General features: G+C 62.1%; 15 protein-coding genes and 1 pseudogene. 13 read left to right on the forward strand and 3 right to left on the reverse strand.

Going from position 1 to position 15,730, the window contains the following annotated elements:
• The 9 genes and pseudogenes from ACIQ36_RS10775 to ACIQ36_RS10815 all read left to right on the forward strand — a co-directional run.
• Positions 1–182, forward strand: a pseudogene (locus tag ACIQ36_RS10775) (hypothetical protein); the annotation flags it as partial.
• A complete protein-coding gene (gene ade, locus ACIQ36_RS10780; RefSeq protein WP_395829048.1) occupies positions 163–1,869 on the forward strand; it encodes an adenine deaminase in 1,707 nt (568 codons plus the stop codon). The pseudogene ACIQ36_RS10775 and the gene ade, both read left to right, overlap by 20 nt.
• Before the next feature lie 74 nt (positions 1,870–1,943).
• Positions 1,944–2,096, forward strand: coding sequence for a hypothetical protein (locus ACIQ36_RS10785; protein WP_395829050.1), 153 nt, complete (start codon positions 1,944–1,946; stop codon positions 2,094–2,096).
• Positions 2,081–3,613, forward strand: a complete 1,533-nt coding sequence (locus ACIQ36_RS10790) for a DUF4153 domain-containing protein (RefSeq protein ID WP_395829052.1) — start codon at positions 2,081–2,083, stop codon at positions 3,611–3,613. Before ACIQ36_RS10785 ends, ACIQ36_RS10790 begins: the two co-directional genes overlap by 16 nt.
• Positions 3,585–4,268 carry a response regulator transcription factor gene (locus ACIQ36_RS10795; protein ID WP_395829054.1) on the forward strand — a complete coding sequence of 228 codons (684 nt, stop codon included), beginning with the start codon at positions 3,585–3,587 and terminating at the stop codon, positions 4,266–4,268. Before ACIQ36_RS10790 ends, ACIQ36_RS10795 begins: the two co-directional genes overlap by 29 nt.
• A complete protein-coding gene (locus tag ACIQ36_RS10800; RefSeq protein ID WP_395829056.1) occupies positions 4,265–5,308 on the forward strand; it encodes a sensor histidine kinase in 1,044 nt (347 codons plus the stop codon). Before ACIQ36_RS10795 ends, ACIQ36_RS10800 begins: the two co-directional genes overlap by 4 nt.
• 94 nt (positions 5,309–5,402) lie before the next feature.
• The gene (locus ACIQ36_RS10805) at positions 5,403–6,035 is read left to right on the forward strand and encodes an OB-fold-containig protein (RefSeq protein ID WP_395829058.1); all 633 of its coding nucleotides are present in this window, start codon (positions 5,403–5,405) and stop codon (positions 6,033–6,035) included.
• A 23-nt stretch (positions 6,036–6,058) separates the two neighbouring features.
• The gene (locus ACIQ36_RS10810; RefSeq protein WP_395829060.1) at positions 6,059–7,762 is read left to right on the forward strand and encodes a flotillin family protein; all 1,704 of its coding nucleotides are present in this window, start codon (positions 6,059–6,061) and stop codon (positions 7,760–7,762) included.
• A gap of 3 nt (positions 7,763–7,765) precedes the next feature.
• Positions 7,766–8,167, forward strand: a complete 402-nt coding sequence (locus tag ACIQ36_RS10815; protein WP_395829062.1) for a thiol-disulfide oxidoreductase DCC family protein — start codon at positions 7,766–7,768, stop codon at positions 8,165–8,167.
• A gap of 2 nt (positions 8,168–8,169) precedes the next feature.
• On the opposite strand, the gene ACIQ36_RS10820 is transcribed toward ACIQ36_RS10815, so the two are convergent.
• Positions 8,170–9,720, reverse strand: a complete 1,551-nt coding sequence (locus ACIQ36_RS10820; RefSeq protein ID WP_395829064.1) for a DHA2 family efflux MFS transporter permease subunit — start codon at positions 9,718–9,720, stop codon at positions 8,170–8,172.
• 35 nt (positions 9,721–9,755) lie between these two features.
• Positions 9,756–10,916, reverse strand: a complete 1,161-nt coding sequence (locus ACIQ36_RS10825; RefSeq protein ID WP_395829066.1) for an HlyD family secretion protein — start codon at positions 10,914–10,916, stop codon at positions 9,756–9,758.
• A 105-nt stretch (positions 10,917–11,021) separates the two neighbouring features.
• On the opposite strand from ACIQ36_RS10825, the gene ACIQ36_RS10830 reads away from it, so the two are divergent.
• The gene (locus ACIQ36_RS10830) at positions 11,022–11,684 is read left to right on the forward strand and encodes a TetR/AcrR family transcriptional regulator (RefSeq protein ID WP_395829068.1); all 663 of its coding nucleotides are present in this window, start codon (positions 11,022–11,024) and stop codon (positions 11,682–11,684) included.
• On the opposite strand, the gene ACIQ36_RS10835 is transcribed toward ACIQ36_RS10830, so the two are convergent.
• A complete protein-coding gene (locus tag ACIQ36_RS10835; RefSeq protein ID WP_395829070.1) occupies positions 11,626–12,582 on the reverse strand; it encodes a LysR substrate-binding domain-containing protein in 957 nt (318 codons plus the stop codon). The two genes, ACIQ36_RS10830 and ACIQ36_RS10835, sit on opposite strands and share 59 nt — an antisense overlap.
• Positions 12,583–12,713: 131 nt before the next feature.
• Here ACIQ36_RS10835 and phnX point away from each other — a divergent pair, with 131 nt between their 5' ends.
• The 3 genes from phnX to ACIQ36_RS10850 all read left to right on the forward strand — a co-directional run.
• Positions 12,714–13,523: a phosphonoacetaldehyde hydrolase gene (gene phnX / locus ACIQ36_RS10840; RefSeq protein WP_395829072.1), complete on the forward strand. Its 810-nt coding sequence runs from the start codon at positions 12,714–12,716 to the stop codon at positions 13,521–13,523.
• A gap of 43 nt (positions 13,524–13,566) precedes the next feature.
• A complete protein-coding gene (locus tag ACIQ36_RS10845; protein ID WP_395829074.1) occupies positions 13,567–14,589 on the forward strand; it encodes a putative 2-aminoethylphosphonate ABC transporter substrate-binding protein in 1,023 nt (340 codons plus the stop codon).
• A gap of 65 nt (positions 14,590–14,654) precedes the next feature.
• Positions 14,655–15,730, forward strand: a 1,076-nt coding sequence (locus ACIQ36_RS10850; RefSeq protein ID WP_395829076.1) for an ABC transporter ATP-binding protein, incomplete at its 3' end; no start/stop codon positions are given.

Here is a 15,730-nt window from a genome sequence, read left to right on the forward strand (position 1 = left end):
CCGAAGCCGCCGCCGCGCGCCTCGTCTGCCCCATCGGCCTGCCGAACACCGGCGGCAAAGATCCGCGCGACATCGCTATCGCCACGGCGGCGCAACTGCTGCAAATCGCGGGCGGCGCGCCGGTTCCCGCCGTAGGTTTCCCCGAAACGGAGGACCAAGACCATGACCGTTTCGAAAGCTGACATCGCCCGCCGGATCGATCAGGCGCTCGGCACCGAGAAAGCCGATCTGGTGATTAAAAACGTCCGGCTGCTGGATGTGGTTTCGGGCGCGTTGCACCGCTCCGATATCGCCATTTGCGGAGATAAAATCGTCGGGACGTTTGACGAATATTCCGGCGTGCGCGAGATCGACGGGTCCGATCAGGTGGCGGTGCCCGGCTTTATCGACGCGCATGTGCACGTGGAATCCTCCCTCGTCACCCCTGGCGAGTTCGACCGCTGCGTGCTGCCGCGCGGAACGACCACCGCTGTTTGCGACCCCCATGAAATCAGCAATGTGTTGGGCGAAGTAGGCCTGCGCTATTTTCTCGAAGCGTCCGACGCGCTGGTGATGGATTTGCGCGTACAACTGTCGTCCTGCGTTCCGGCAACGGGGCTTGAGACCTCCGGCGCGACCCTAGGGGCCTCGGTCTTACGCAAATATAAGAACCACCCGCGCACCTTGGGCCTGGCGGAATTCATGAATTATCCGGGGCTTTTTGCCAAAGATAGCGAGGTTTTGGAAAAGCTTGCGGATTTTGCGGGCCTGCATATCGACGGGCACGCGCCGCTGGTGCACGGAAAGGACCTGAACGCCTATCTTTCCGCCGGAATTCGCAACTGCCACGAAACCACCAGCGCCGACGAAGCCCGCGAAAAGCTGCGCAAGGGCATGCAGGTGCTTATCCGCGACGGGTCGGTCAGCCGTGATGTGGCGGCGCTCACCCCCATTCTGAATGCCCGCTCCGCCCCCTTCTGCGGCTTTTGCACCGACGACCGTAACCCGCTGGAAATTGCCCAAGAAGGCCATATGGATCATTTGATCCGTACCGCCATCGCGCTTGGGGCCGATCCTGCCGACGCCTATCGGGCGGCGAGCTGGTCCAGCGCGCAGCATTTCGGCCTCAGGGATCGCGGGTTGATCGCCCCCGGCTGGCGGGCGGATATCGTGCTGCTCGACGATTATGAAAGCTGCACCGTGAGCCGCGTGGTACAGGCCGGTCGCTTAGTGACGCCGGAGAGCTTTGCGGGGCGCAAACTGCCGGAGATCGTCGGGCTGAATTCGGTGAAGCTCGATCCGGTCACCGCCGCCCATTTCGCCCATCCCGCCGCTGCCGCCACGCAGCCGGTGATTGGGCTTCTGCCGGGCAAGATCGTCACCGAGTTCCGCACCGCCACGCTCGCCTTCGGGGTCGATGGGCTGAAGGCCGATCCCGACCAGGACGTGCTGAAAATCGCCGTGCTCGCGCGGCATGGGGTGAACCGCAATATCGGGCGCGGCTTTGTTCAGGGGTTCGGGTTCAAGGCCGGGGCGCTGGCCTCCTCGGTTGGGCACGACAGCCATAACATTTGCGTCGTCGGCACGAATGAAGCCGATATGGCCGCTGCTGTGAACCGAGTGATCGCGCTGGGCGGCGGCTTTGTGGCGGTGAAAGACGGGGCCGTTCTAGCCGATCTGCCCTTGCCCGTCGCGGGGCTGATGAGCCTGCTGCCCTTCGAAGGGGTGGATGCGCAGTTGCAAACCCTGCGGGCCGCCGTGAAGGCGATGGGCTGCCCGCTGGAAGAGCCGTTCCTGCAACTCGCCTTCCTGCCGCTGCCCGTCATCCCCCATTTAAAAATCACCGATTTCGGGCTGGTCGATGTGGATCGCTTCCGCCTGATTGCATAATTTCTGCACAGAAAGCCTGAAGCCCTGCGCGCGCCTGGCATAAGGGCTGCGCAGGGAGCCCTCACCCTGGGGGCATGAAAACAAACCGCACTCTTATTCGCCTCTGGTTCCCGAAACGCCTGCTGGACGATGGCTGGTGGCTCGTGCCGCCGCCCGCGCGACACGCGCAGATTTTGCCGTTTCCCGCCCCTGCCCGTTCGGAGCCGCGCCCATGCCGTCTGCCGTGAGCCAAACCCGCGCGCCGATTCCAGCGACGTTGAAATATTATGCCCTGCGCCTATTTTCAGCCGCCTGCGCCGCGAGCCTCGCCGATTTTCTGTTTTTCGCGGAGGAGATCGGGCTTTCGCTGCCGCTCTTCTTTGCCACTCTCGGGCTGATGCTGCTTGCTTTGCAAAAGCCGGTCAAACTCTCCCGCCGTGCCGTTATCGTTGGGGGCGGGTTTCTGCTTGCTCTGCTTCCCTTGATCGAAGAAATCGATTTCTGGGGACTCGCATTCGCGGGAATTGGCTTCGCCTGTTTTTCCGCAATGCTGGCACCGCCACACGCCTGGACGGGGTTCAAGCGAATATTGGTGCGGCTGGTTTTACCCGGCGCGGGGCCGTTTTTGTTTACGAACGATACCTTCGCCGCCCTGCATCGTATCCGTGCTCGCCTCGCGCGCCGGAACGTGATGCGCCTTCTACTCGCCTGGGCCGTTCCAGGGGGCCTTGGATTTGCATTTCTACTGCTGTTCAAGGGCGCGAACCCGCTGATCGGGGCCGCACTCGACCGGCTCATTCCTAGTTTCGAAACCGGCTTTGTGCCGACCAGCCGGCATCTTTGGTGGCTGGTAATCCTGGTGCTCGTCTGGCCGCTGCTGCGCCGCCATCAAGCGCCCACCCGGTCCGTGCGGCGGCAACCGATGCGCCTTCCCCGGATGCTTCACGTTGGCGATAGCGTCAGCCTTAGCGCGCTGATCGGCTTCAACCTGCTGTTCGCGGTGCAGACCCTCAGCTATCTTCTCTATCTCTGGGGCGGCGTGGGGCTGCCCGACAGCATGACCTATGCCGATTATGCCCATCGCGGGGCTTACGCGCTGATGGCGGCGAGCCTGCTGGCGGCGGGGTTCAGTCTTCTCACCGTCCGGCGCGGCGGCCCGATGGAACGGGTGCCGCGCCTCCGCCCGCTTCTGCTGCTGTGGGCCGGGCAATGCCTGTTTCTCGTGCTCTCGGCGCTTTTTCGCCTCGATCTCTATATTGAGGCCTATGCGCTCACGCATTTCCGTCTCGCCGCGCTGGTGTGGATGGGGCTCGTCGGGCTGGGCTTTGGGCTCATTCTGGTCTGGCTGCTGCGCGGCGCATCGATGGCGTGGCTGGTCAAAAGCAATGCCGCCGCCCTGCTGCTAACGCTCTATGCCGCCTGCTTCGTCGATGCCGATGCGCTCGTTGCCCGCTATAACTTCAGCCATTACCAGGAAATCGCCGGAACCGGCCCGAGCTTCGATACTCGCTATCTGTGGAAACTCGGCCCCGGTGCCCTGCCCGCCGTGATTGAAGCGCAGGCGCGTGTGACCGAAGGAAGCCCGATCTGGCGCGCCCTCGTTGAAAAGCAGAGACAGCTTCAACGACAGCTCGCCAACGCGCCCCATTCCTGGCGCGGCTGGAGCTTTCGAACATGGCGATACAGGCAAGCGTTGGCTACAAGAATAGCGGTAGTGCAAAAGGGGGAAGCCCAAGATGGGGCACCGGATTCTAGTGGTCGATGACGAGGCCCATATTCGGGAGGTGATTTGTTTCGCGCTCGAAAAGGCCGGGCATACGCCGATCATTGCCGCCACCGGGCCGGAGGCCCTAACGCGCTTTCACCGCGACCGGCCCGATCTGGTGATTCTCGATATTGGCCTGCCGGGGCAGGACGGGCTCGACGTCTGCCGCGCGATCCGCAAACAGTCGGACTGCCCGATCCTGTTTCTCTCGGCGCGCGATGAGGAGATCGACCGGGTTCTAGGGTTCGAACTCGGCGGCGACGATTACGTGACCAAACCTTTCAGCCCGCGCGAGTTGGTCGCGCGGGTTTCCGCCATTATGAAGCGGGGGCGAAGCCCATCCGAGGCTGCCCCAGCCCTGGCGCGGGGCGATCTGCGCTTGGAGCCGGACGCGCACCGCGCTTTCTTCGCGGGGGTGGAAGTGGGGTTAACCGGGCTGGAGTTCGCCATTCTGCGCCTCCTCGCCGCGCGCCCGGCCCAAGTCTTCACCCGTCAACAGATTTTAGACGCGGCCTATCCCGAGGCTTTGACCGTGTCCGACCGCACTATCGATAGCCATATTCGCAATATCCGAGCGAAATTCCCGCACGGCGGCGTGATCGATACCGTTCACGGCGTCGGCTTTCGGCTTGGCCCCTGCCGGGCAGCCGAATGAGCATCGGCCCGGTGGAGATACCCCGCAAATGGCGGCCCCGGCTTGGAATTATAACCGCCGCGACGCTCGCCAGCGTTCTGGCGCTGCCGCTTGGCGGGCTTGCGATTCTCTGGGGGTTGCGCGGGCGGCCCGTAGAACTAACCTGGACGGAAACGGTCGCCTTAACGGCGCTGATCCTGCCCGTGACGGGCCTAATCGGCTTCGTCTTTCACCGCACGCTCACCCGCCCCGTGCAGGATTTGATCGCCCGCGCCGACGCGCTCGGGCGCGGCGACGTGCACAGCCTAACCCCGCTTCCCCATCACGGTACCGCCGAGTTGGCCGAGCTCTCCCGCAGTTTTGAGGATATGGCGGCGCGGCTTGCGGCGCGGTCCGCCTATCTCAGCAGTTTTGCCGCCCATGTCTCCCACGAGTTGAAATCCCCCCTGACGGCCATTCACGGGGCCGCCGAGCTGCTGCACGACGCTTTGGAGCCGGGTGAGCCCGCGATGGATGGCACCATGCAGCGGCGATTTCTGAACAATATCATCGCCGATACTGAACGGCTGACGCGCCTGCTGGACGATTTGCGCGACCTTGCCCGCGCCGAAACCCTGCCAAAAGCCGATACCTGCGCCCTATCCCCCCTTTTGGACGAGCTGCGCATAGCGATGCCCGGCCTGCCCCTCGTGGGGGAGGGCGCGCTTGACACCCAACTTGCCCTATCGCCCGATGCACTCCGCCTCATCCTCGGTCAACTCGCAGAAAATGCCGTCCAAAATGGCGCACGGCGGCTGCATCTCAACGCGCAACCGACCGAAAATCGGCTAAATCTTTTGGTTTCAGACGATGGATGGGGCATTGATCCGCGTTTTGAGCCGCAGATTTTCGAGAGCTTCTTCACCACCCGCCGCCCCCAAGGGGGCACCGGCATGGGGCTCGCCATCGTTCGGGCAACCCTCGGGGCCTATCGCGGCACAATCGCCTTGGCCGAAACCGGCCCACTGCCCGGTGCAACTTTCATCCTAGATCTCCCACGCGATTTGCCGCGAGCGCGATGAGCTTTTGCCGCGTATGACACAACTTCAAGCAGCCTTTGCCGCTTAAATACGCTATCGTGCGGACGCGATCCGCACTGGCTTTCGGGATGAACCGATGGATTTTTTCACCGCAGCCTCAACGGCCCCCTTTGGGGTTGCGGCGCTTTTATTGGTTGCGCTGGTTCTCATCGAGGCCGTTGGCCTGATGGTGGCGATCAACCCTTCGGCCGCCTTGGATAATCTGCTGCCCGATGGAATCGGCGATAGCCTGCTCGGGTGGCTGCATGTCGGGCGGGTACCGGTTCTTATTCTGCTGCTCCTGCTGCTCACCGGCTTCTCCCTCGGCGGCTATGGCGTGCAGCAGATCAGCCTAAGCTTGACCGGCGGTTATCTCGCGGGCTGGACCGCCAGCCTCATCGCCCTTCCGCTCGGGCTGCTCGGCGTGCGCTGGTTCGGCACCGCCTTGGGGCGTCTCGTTCCGCACGATGAGACCAGCGCGGTGAGTGAAGCCAGCTTCATCGGTCGGGGCGGGCTCATCACCGGCGGTGTCGCCCGGCATGGTCTGGCTGCGCAAGCGCTCATTAAAGATCACCATGGCCGCGCGCATTATCTGATGGTTGAACCCGACACCGATGGCGAGGAATTCGCCATCGGCACGCCGATTATCATTGTTGCAAAGCAGGGGGCCTTCTATCGGGGCATCCGCGATCCGCAAGCCCAGCCCATTCTGCCGCCAACCAAATCCTAACCCGCCCCGTTGGAGATCCCTTCGTGCTTGAGAAAATTATTTTTTCGGACCTGACCGTTATGGCGCTGATTCCGCTAGTGGCTTTGATCGGCATTGGGCTAATCCTGGCGCGGCTGTACCGGCGGGCGACGAAGCAAATGTCCTTCGTGCGCACAGGCCTCGGCGGTCAAAAAGTGATTATGGACGGCGGGGCGATTATTCTGCCGGTCTTCCACGAGCTTATTCACGTCAATATGAACACGCTGAAGCTTGACGTGTATCGGCGCGAGCGCGAGAGCCTGATTACCAAGGACCGCATGCGCGTCGATGTGAACGTCGGCTTTTTCGTGCGGGTGAAACAGACCGAAGAAGCGGTGAGCACCGCCGCCCAAACCTTGGGCGCGCGCACGCTCAGCCCGGATGAACTCCGCACCCTGGTCGAAGATAAATTCGTCGATTCACTGCGCGCCACCGCCGCCACGATGACCATTCAAGAACTGCAAGATAAACGCCGCGATTTCGTTCAGGCCGTGCAAAACGCGGTCGCCGAGGATCTGGAGAAAAACGGGCTGGAGCTTGAATCGGTCTCGCTCACCAGCTTGGACCAGACCGACAAGCAGTTCTTCAACCCCAACAATGCCTTCGACGCCGAAGGCCTGACCCGCCTGACCGAACAGACCGAAGCGCGGCGCAAGCAGCGCAACGATGTGGAGCAGGATACGGAAATGCAGGTGCGCGCCAAGAATCTGGACGCCAACCGCCAGAAGCTCGCCATCGAAAAAGACCAGGAATTTGCCCAACTCAGCCAGCAGCGCGAAATCGAAACCGCGCGCGCCGAGCAAATGGCGCTGATCGCAACGCAACAAGCCAACCGCAGTCTGGAAGCCGAAAGCGTGAAGGTCGAAGCCGACCGGCAGATCAGCCAAAAGCGGATTGACGCCGAACGGCAGGTTAAGGCGGCGGAAATCGATAAGAATCTTGCCATCCGCACGCAAGAAATCGATGTGGAACGCAATACCCAGGTGCTGACCGCCGAACAGCGCAAGGAAGTAGAAATCGCCCGGCAGAACACGCAAATCGCCATCTCACACAAGTCGCGCGATCAGTCGGAAGCCGAAGCCGCCGCTAACCTTGCCCGCGCCGAAGCGGCCAAGGCTGAAGAAGCCGTAACCACCGCCCGCCAGGTCGCCGCTGCCGAGCGTGAAAAATCGATCCAATTGATCGAAGCGGAAAAGCTCGCCGAGCAAAACGCCATCTCCGTGCGCGTTTCCGCCTCCGCCGAAAAAGAAGCGGCGATGGACCGCGCTGATGCAATCACCATTGAAGCGAAAGCCAAGCAGGAAGCGGCGCTGGCCGAGGCCGAGGGCCGCCGCGCCCTGAACGCTGCGCTCAATACGCTTTCCGCCGCGCAAATCGACCTGCAAGTGCGCACGCTGCTGCTGCAACAGCTTCCCGCCATTTTGGAAAAAGCGGTGAAGCCGATGGAGCAGATCGAGTCGATCCGCATCGTGCAGGTAACGGGTCTTGGCAATGATGGGGCGGGATCGACCGGGGCCACCGGCAGCGGCGGCGCAACTTTCCCGGAGCAGGTGATGAACTCCGCCCTGCAATACCAAGTGGCAAAGCCGATCATCGACGCGGTGATGAAAGACGCGGGCCTCTCCAACGCCGGGATCACCGGTATCGCCGAATCGCTCGTGCCGATGCTGCACCCGAAACCCGCCGTGCCGGATGAGCCGCAAGCATAACCCATGGCCGAGGCCCCGCTTTTCGTCTTCGATGGGGATTGTGTTCTGTGCAGTCGCACCGTTCGCTTCGTTCTGCGCACCGAAGCCGCGGCGGTGGTTCGGTTCTGCGCGGTGCAATCGGCGACCGGGCAGCGCCTTGTGACGAGTTTGGGGCTGTCGGAAATGCCGGAAACCTTCCTATTCGTCGAGAACGGTCACGCCTATGGTCGGTCCGAGGCGGCGTTTCGGCTCGCGGCCTACCTGCGCGCGCCGTGGCGCGGGCTGCGGCTTCTCAGGCTTCTGCCGCGCGGCTTAACCGACTGGGCCTATGATCGCGTCGCCCGCAACCGCTACCAATGGTTTGGGCAGCAAGATACCTGTCTGATGCCGGTTCCCGAACAGCGGGAACGGTTCATATTAGATTAGGCTCAGTGCCCGCCGCCCCCTGCGCCAGCCGGGGCGGGTTTTGGGCGGCGGGTAAGCGGGATTAGGAGCAGCAGCGCGAAGAAGAGCAGCGTAAGCGCGGTGAACACGTCGCTCATGGCAAAAACCAAGGCTTCCCGCCGCACGATGGCGGCCATTTGTTTCACCGCCGCAAGCTCAGCATCCGACCCGCGCGCTTGAAACTGCCCGGCGAGCGCGGCGAGAACTTCCTCAGCGCGGGTATGGCCCCAGGAAATCGACTCGCGTAAGCGCGCAAGATGCAGATCCAGGCGGTTGTTCATCATCGTATTGATGACGGCCAGCCCGACCGCGCCGCCGAGGTTGCGGGTGAGGTTGAACAAGCCGGAAGCATTCTTGAGGCGCATCGGCGGCAGCGTGCCGAGGGAGAGATTGTTAATCGGCACCATGCACATCATCAGGGAGAAGCCGCGCAAAACTTGCGGGATAACAAGCTCGTTGAAGGTCCAATCTTTGGTGATCGACGAGGCTTCGAGCGTACCCAATCCGAACCCAAAGAAGCCAATCGCCATCAAAATACGCGGATCGACGCGCATCGAGAGCCGCCCGACAATCGGCGCGGACAGGAACATAACGATCCCGGTCAAAAACATCGTCTCGCCGATCATCAGCGCCGAATAGCCCCGCACCCGGCTAAGATAAACGGGATAGAGGTAGGTCAACCCATAAAGGCCAATCCCCATGACGAAGGAAAACAGGCAGCCGGTCCAGAAATTACGGTCGGCGAAGGCCGAGAGATCGACAATCGGCTGCTTCAGCGTCAGCGCCCGATAGAAGAAGAGGATGGCCGCCAACCCGCTGACGATGGTCGCGATCAGAATGAGGTGATCCTCGAACCAGCCTTTGGTCGCCCCTTCCTCCAGCACATATTCGAGCGTGCCGAGGAAAATCGCCATCGAGAACAGGCCGGTCCAGTCGAAATTATCGAGCAGTTTCCAATCCGGCTTATCAAAATCCACCAGGAACCACACCGATAGGGCGACAAGGCAGCCGGGAATGACGTTCACCAGAAACAGCCAGTGCCAGGAAAACAGATCGGTGAGATAGCCCCCCACGGTCGGCCCAATCGTCGGGGCCAGCGTCGCGACCATGCCGATGATCGGCGAGATGATGCCGCGTTTCGAGGGTGGAAAGGCCGTGAAGGCCGTCGCGAACACGGTCGGGATCATCGCGCCGCCGACGAACCCTTGCAGCGCCCGCCACACGATCATTTCGCTGATCGTTTGGGCTTGTGCGCACATAATGCTCATCAGCGTGAAACCCACCGCCGAGAGCGTAAAGATGATCCGCGTCGAAAAGGCGCGCGAGAGCAGGCCCGAGAGCGGAATCATGATAACTTCGGCAATCAGGTAGGAGGTCTGCACCCACGGAATTTCATCCGCCGACGCCGATAGCCCCGCCTGAATTTCCGAGAGCGAGGCGGAAACGATCTGAATATCCAGGATCGCCATGAACATGCCGAAGACCATCGCGAAAAAGCCGAAGATTTTTCGCGATGTAACCTCTTGTCCGGGCATCACTGCCGCTGAAGGGGGGCGCACCGGTGCCGACCCTATGGGAGCTTGGCGATGGGTTGGGGTGCGTAGGCCGAGGGCAGGGTTGCAACGGCACCCAGACGCACGGGGGACTTACCCAGCTCTTCCTTCAAATCCACTTCCACCGATAGGCCCGGCCTTAACCAGCCTTCGGCCACCACCTGCGGGTCGAGCGCGATACGCACGGGCACGCGCTGGACGATCTTGGTGAAATTCCCGGTGGCATTTTCCGGCGGCAACAGCGAGAAGGTCGCCCCCGACGCAGGCGAAATACTCTCAACGATGCCCGTCAACGGATGATCCTTCTGCGCATCGACGATAATCGTCGCCGATTGGCCCAAATAGATGCGATTAAGCTGGGTTTCCTTCAGATTGGCTTCGATATAAAGCGCCTTCGAGGAAACGAGCCCCAGCAGCCGCACGCCCGTTTGCACATATTGGCCAACCTGAACGGCGCGATTACCCACCACACCATCGATGGGGGCGCGAATCACGGTGAAGCTCAAATCACGCTCGGCCTTTTCGAGAGCATTCGTAAGCTCGCCCTGCCCCTGCTGGGTTTCGGCGCGTTGGGCTTTCAAAACCGTCACCTGGGCTTCCGCCGCAACAATCGCCGCCGTGGCTTGATCGATTTGGGCGATATTGCGTTCGCGATCGGCCGAAGCGGTTTCATAGGCGGCTTGGCTGGCAAAATCGGCGCGGGCGAGCGCTTGCACGCGCTGCAGGGCGGCGGCGGCGCGCTGGGTATCGGCGCGGCTCACTTGCTTTTGCGAGCGGGTTTGCAGAACGACGGCTTCCTGCGCAGCAATTTGCGCGTCGATGCGCGCCAGCGTGGCTTCATGGGTCGCGAGCTTGGCTTTTGCCGCCGCCACGGCAAGGCGATAGTCGCCATCATCCAGCCGCGCCAGAATATCGCCCGCATGCACGAGGGCATTATCGCGGACGGGCACCTCCAGCACATAGCCCGGCACTTTTGCGGCCATAATCGTCATGTCGGCGCGCACGTAAGCGTCGTCGGTCGAAATGATGAAGCGACCATGCCGATACCAGTCAAGCCCATACCAGCCTGCCGTCCCAAGGCCTGCGAGCAGAATCACCGGCAGAATCAGCTTCTTCGGTTTAAACCCCCGCGCGGGCTTCTCAGACGCTTCAGGGCCAGTCGGTTGGGGGTGAGACACACAAGCCTCCGCAAATCATCTATACCGAACCGTTCGGTTCAATTGACATACCCCCCTTTTCTCCGGTAATCAAGGGGCTACCGATCAGAGCACCCTTGAGGCCCCATGACCGCCCAGTCGGAGACCGTCACCGATCCCGCTCTCCCCGTTCCCGATCTCGGCGAGACGGCCAAGAAGCGCCAGATTTTGGATGGCGCGCGCCGGATTTTTCTCGAAAATGGGTTCGACGGCGCAAGTATGAACGACATCACCCGCGCCGCCGGGGTCTCCAAAGGCACGATCTACGCGTATTTCCCCAGCAAAGAGGCCCTGTTCGAAGAGTTGATCCGCCAGGATAAGCGCGAGCAAGCCGAGAGCATGACGCCCATCACCGACGAGAATGTCTTGATCCGGGAGATGCTGGAAGTTCTGGGCCTCCGAATGCTGAAGGCGTTGCTTACGCCTGAATCCATCGCCCGAATTCGCCTCGTCATGGGCATCAGTCCGCGCTTTCCCAGCATCGGCCGAACCTTCTATGAGACGGGCTATGCCTATGGCGTCGAAAAGCTCGGCGCTTGCTTCGCACGGAAGCAGGCGCAGGGGCTGATTGACCTCGACGACGCGCAGGAAGCCGCGCGGGTCTTCTTCGATCTAAGCTTTTCCCGCCCGGTCCGCTTTGCGCTTTTGGGCGTCATGCCCGCCATGAGCGAGGCGGAATTGACCGCTATGACTAAAAAAGCCGTCGCGGCGTTTCTGAAAATCTACCCGGCAAAGGACGATCCGGTTTAAAGGGCTTTCCCCCCCGCCATTCTGCACCATAGGCTTCGGCCATCTCCAAAAAGGCCCGCAGAATCGGCCTGCGGCGGCGGGCTTCCTGACATACGACATATTCGGTGCACCCGGCGACAGGGCCAACCGTTGCCAGCGCGCGTTTAACGAGGCGGCGGTCCTCCCCCGTTTCCGAATCGAAAATAAGGCTAACCCCCAACCCATGGGCCGCGGCCTCGCGGATTGCCTCGCGCGTTGCCACCTGAATGGTCTCGCGCGGGGTGAGTTGGTGGCGGTCCAATAGCCCCAGGGTTACGGCGCGCGTGGTGGATCCGGGTTCGCGCAGCAGCAGAGTGGTGTCGGCAAGCGCGGCGATGGGAATCACGTCTAACGCCGCCAGCGGATGATCAACCGCCATCACCGCCACCAGCGGATCCTCGCCAATCGGCACGAAATGCAGCCCAGGGATCACTTTCGGGTCGGCGACGATGCCAATATCGGCGACGCCATCGGTGATCTGCTTCAGGGCGGCGGGGGCGTTGGTCACCGAGAGCGAGATTTGCGGCTGCGGATACTGCTTGCGGAACCGCGCTAAAAGCGATGCCGCGTGCAGCGGACCATCGGCCACCACCTGCAAAGCCCCGCCAAGATCGACCGTGGAGCGCTCCCCCAGCAGCGCTTGAATTTGATCCGTCACATCGGCGAGCCTAACCGTGAGCCCGTATAACTCGTGCCCGAGGCCGGTTAGCACCAGCGCCCGCCCCTCCCGCGCAAACAGGCGAACTTGATAATGCGCCTCCAAACCCTTGATCTGTTCCGATAAAGTTGGTTGCGATACGCCTAGGGTCCGCGCCGCCCGGCTCATGCTGCCTTCGCGCGCTACGGCGTGAAAGGCGCGGATCTGGTGATAATTCAACATTTTCTCCCCATGCCCAGCATCGAGCATTCATAGGAATTACCTATAATATATTACGAATATATGGATTGGACCGAATTTTATGACCTGCCTATGCTGCGGCCCATCACCAGCAGTTAGGGCGGGACAGGCAGATGAGCAGCATCGAAGCCGTGATTTTCGATTGGGCGGGGACGATGATCGACTTCGGCTCCCACGCGCCGATGGGGGTGTTTGTCGAACTCTTCCGCCGCAATGGGCTGGAGGTTTCGGTTGCTGAAGCGCGCGTGCCGATGGGGCTGCCGAAACGCGCCCATATCGCCGCAATGCTGGCCCAACCGCGTATCGCCGCCGCGTGGCAGAGCACGTTCGGCGCGGCATCGACTGAGGCCGATATCGACCGGCTCTATGCCGAATTCGGCCCGATGAATGTCGCCGTTGCTGCGCAATTCGCCGATTTGGTGCCGGGCGCGCTACCGATCATCGCGCGGCTGAAGGCCGATGGCGTGAAGATCGGCTCCACCACCGGTTATACGCGGGCGATCATCGAACAGGTGCTGCCCGTCGCTGCCGCCCAAGGCTATGCGCCGGAGGTCGTCGTTTGCGCCGACGATCTGCCCGAAGGCCGCCCCGGCCCGATGATGATGCATCATTGCTTTAAAACCCTCGGCCTCGCCGATCCGACCCGCGTCGTGAAGGTGGACGATACCGAACCCGGCATCGCCGAAGGGCTGGCGGCGGGCACTTGGACCGTGGGCGTTGCGGTTTCGGGCAATGCCGTCGGCCTCACCGTTGCCGCCTGGAACGCCCTCGCTCCCGCCGCCCAAGTCGAGCTTCGCCGCGCCGCCAGCCAAAAGCTGTTTGAAGCCGGGGCGCATTTTGTCGTCGATACCGTCATGGATCTGTTGCCGGTGCTCGATACCATCCGGGGCAAAATCGCCGCCGGGCATACCCCCGCGCCCTAACCCGTTTCGTCAGCCCAACCCCCTCCGATTTAAGGATAGACTCATGCCTGTTTCGCTGAAACTTGGGACGATGCTCACCGCCGCCCTGCTGCTCTCGGGCACCGCCCTCGCGCAGACCAAGCTCACGGTCTATACCGCCCTTGAGAATGACCAGCTTGGTCCGTTCAAAAAGGCGTTCGAAGACACCAATAAAGACATTGAAATCACCTGGGTGCGCGATTCGACCGGTATCATCACCGCGCGCGTCTTGGCCGAAAAAGCCAATCCGCAGGCCGATGTGATCTGGGGCGTCGCCCTTTCCTCCGTGCTGATGTTCGAATCAGCCGGCATTCTCGAAGCCTATGCGCCCCAGGGCCTCGCTGATCTGAAGCCGAGCTTCCGCGATAGCGCCAATCCGCCGAAATGGACCGGGATGGACGCCTTCCTGTCGTTCGTGTCGATCAATCAGCCGGAATTCGCCAAAACCGGCGCGGCCCCGATCAAAACCTGGGCCGATCTGCTGCAACCGCAGTTAAAGGGCAAGCTGGTCATGCCGAACCCCGCCTCCTCCGGCACCGGCTATCTGCAAGTCGCGGGCTGGTTGCAGTCGATGGGCGAGGAAAAAGGCTGGGCCTTTATGGACAAGCTGCACGACAACATGGGCGTCTACACCCATTCCGGCTCGGCCCCGCACGTGCAATCGGCCAAGGGCGAGCGCACCGGCTCGGTCGGGATCGATATGCGCGCGGTGAAGGAAAAGAATAATGGTGCGCCGCTCGACGTGATCGTGCCGACCGATGGCATTAGCTGGGATATGGAAGCGACCGCGCTCGTCAAAGGCCGCCCGAACGCCGAAGCCGCCAAGAAACTGATCGACTTTACGGTGTCGAAAGCCGCCCACGAACTCTACGGCAAATCCTACGCCGTCGTCGGTCATAAGGACGTGAATGCCGCGCCGAAGAATTATCCGGCCGATGCGGAAGCCAAAATGCTGAAAATGGACTTCGGCAAAATGGCCGCCGACCGCGATAAGGTTCTCGCCGAATGGACGCGCCGCTATGATGGTAAATCGGCTCCCAAGAACTAACACTTGATGTCGGTGAGGGGGCGAGGTTCGCCTCGCCCCCTCCCTTTCGCGCTGCGGAGGTTGCCATGACCCGCCTACTCGACGAGACATTGCCCATGACCGCCGCCGACGCCCTGCCCCTGGTTCCACCCTATTTATCGATGCGGGGCGTGAACAAATGGTTTGGAAAATTCCAGGCCCTGCGCGGGATCGACCTCGATATTCCCCCTTCCAGCTTCGTCTGTTTTCTAGGGCCGTCCGGGTGCGGGAAATCGACCCTGCTGCGCGCCATCGCCGGGCTCGACCGCCAAGATGAGGGCCAGATTTTTCAAGCCGGGCGCGATATTTCGCAGCTCCCGCCGGGCCAGCGCGATTTTGGGATCGTTTTTCAATCCTATGCGCTGTTCCCCAACCTCAGCGTTGCCGAGAATGTCGGGTACGGGTTGGTGAATCGCCGCGTGCCGAAAGCCGAACGGCAGCGGATCGTTGACGAACTTCTCAGCGTGGTCGGGCTCGCCGGATCGGGCGGGAAATTCCCCAGCCAGCTTTCGGGCGGGCAACAGCAGCGCGTCGCCCTCGCCCGCGCGCTCGCGGTGGAACCCGGTCTCTTGCTGCTGGACGAGCCGCTATCGGCGCTCGATGCCCGCGTCCGCCTGCGCCTGCGCGCCGAAATCCGCGACCTGCAACGCCGCCTCGGCATTACCACGATCATGGTTACGCACGATCAGGACGAGGCGTTGACGATGGCCGATATCATCGTGGTGATGAGCGACGGGCGCATCGAGCAGATCGGCACCCCCCAGCAGATTTACACCCGCCCGGCCAGCCTGTTCGTCGCCGATTTCGTCGGGGTGATGACCGCCGCCTCGGGTGAGATTCTCGCGCCCGGTCAGGTCCGCTGCGGCACCCAGGTTTTTGCGACCGAAACGGGTGGCCTCACCGGCCCCGTCGAAATCCGCATTCGCCCGGAAGCGCTGCATTTGGCCGAAACCCACGAGGGCCCCGTTAACCGCATCGACGGCACGATTGCCACCGTGACCTTTCACGGCCCCAGCCTACAGTTGGAACTCGACTGCGGCCTTGCGCGCGACATACCGTTGCGGCTCGACGTGGGCCAGCATTACCAGCAGGGCCGAACCCTTACCCCCGGCGCAGGCCTGAG

Source organism: Elstera sp., from assembly GCF_044372965.1.
Taxonomy (GTDB): domain Bacteria; phylum Pseudomonadota; class Alphaproteobacteria; order Elsterales; family Elsteraceae; genus Elstera.

Coding starts and splice junctions, on each gene's coding strand:
- ACIQ36_RS10835 (WP_395829070.1), bottom strand. CDS start 12,582: ATGTTGAATTATCACCAGATCCGCGCCTTTCACGCCGTAGCGCGCGAA.
- ACIQ36_RS10790 (WP_395829052.1), top strand. CDS start 2,081: ATGCCGTCTGCCGTGAGCCAAACCCGCGCGCCGATTCCAGCGACGTTG.
- ACIQ36_RS10800 (WP_395829056.1), top strand. CDS start 4,265: ATGAGCATCGGCCCGGTGGAGATACCCCGCAAATGGCGGCCCCGGCTT.
- ACIQ36_RS10845 (WP_395829074.1), top strand. CDS start 13,567: ATGCCTGTTTCGCTGAAACTTGGGACGATGCTCACCGCCGCCCTGCTG.
- ACIQ36_RS10805 (WP_395829058.1), top strand. CDS start 5,403: ATGGATTTTTTCACCGCAGCCTCAACGGCCCCCTTTGGGGTTGCGGCG.
- ACIQ36_RS10785 (WP_395829050.1), top strand. CDS start 1,944: ATGAAAACAAACCGCACTCTTATTCGCCTCTGGTTCCCGAAACGCCTG.
- ade (WP_395829048.1), top strand. CDS start 163: ATGACCGTTTCGAAAGCTGACATCGCCCGCCGGATCGATCAGGCGCTC.
- ACIQ36_RS10820 (WP_395829064.1), bottom strand. CDS start 9,720: ATGCCCGGACAAGAGGTTACATCGCGAAAAATCTTCGGCTTTTTCGCG.
- ACIQ36_RS10795 (WP_395829054.1), top strand. CDS start 3,585: ATGGGGCACCGGATTCTAGTGGTCGATGACGAGGCCCATATTCGGGAG.
- ACIQ36_RS10815 (WP_395829062.1), top strand. CDS start 7,766: ATGGCCGAGGCCCCGCTTTTCGTCTTCGATGGGGATTGTGTTCTGTGC.
- phnX (WP_395829072.1), top strand. CDS start 12,714: ATGAGCAGCATCGAAGCCGTGATTTTCGATTGGGCGGGGACGATGATC.
- ACIQ36_RS10830 (WP_395829068.1), top strand. CDS start 11,022: ATGACCGCCCAGTCGGAGACCGTCACCGATCCCGCTCTCCCCGTTCCC.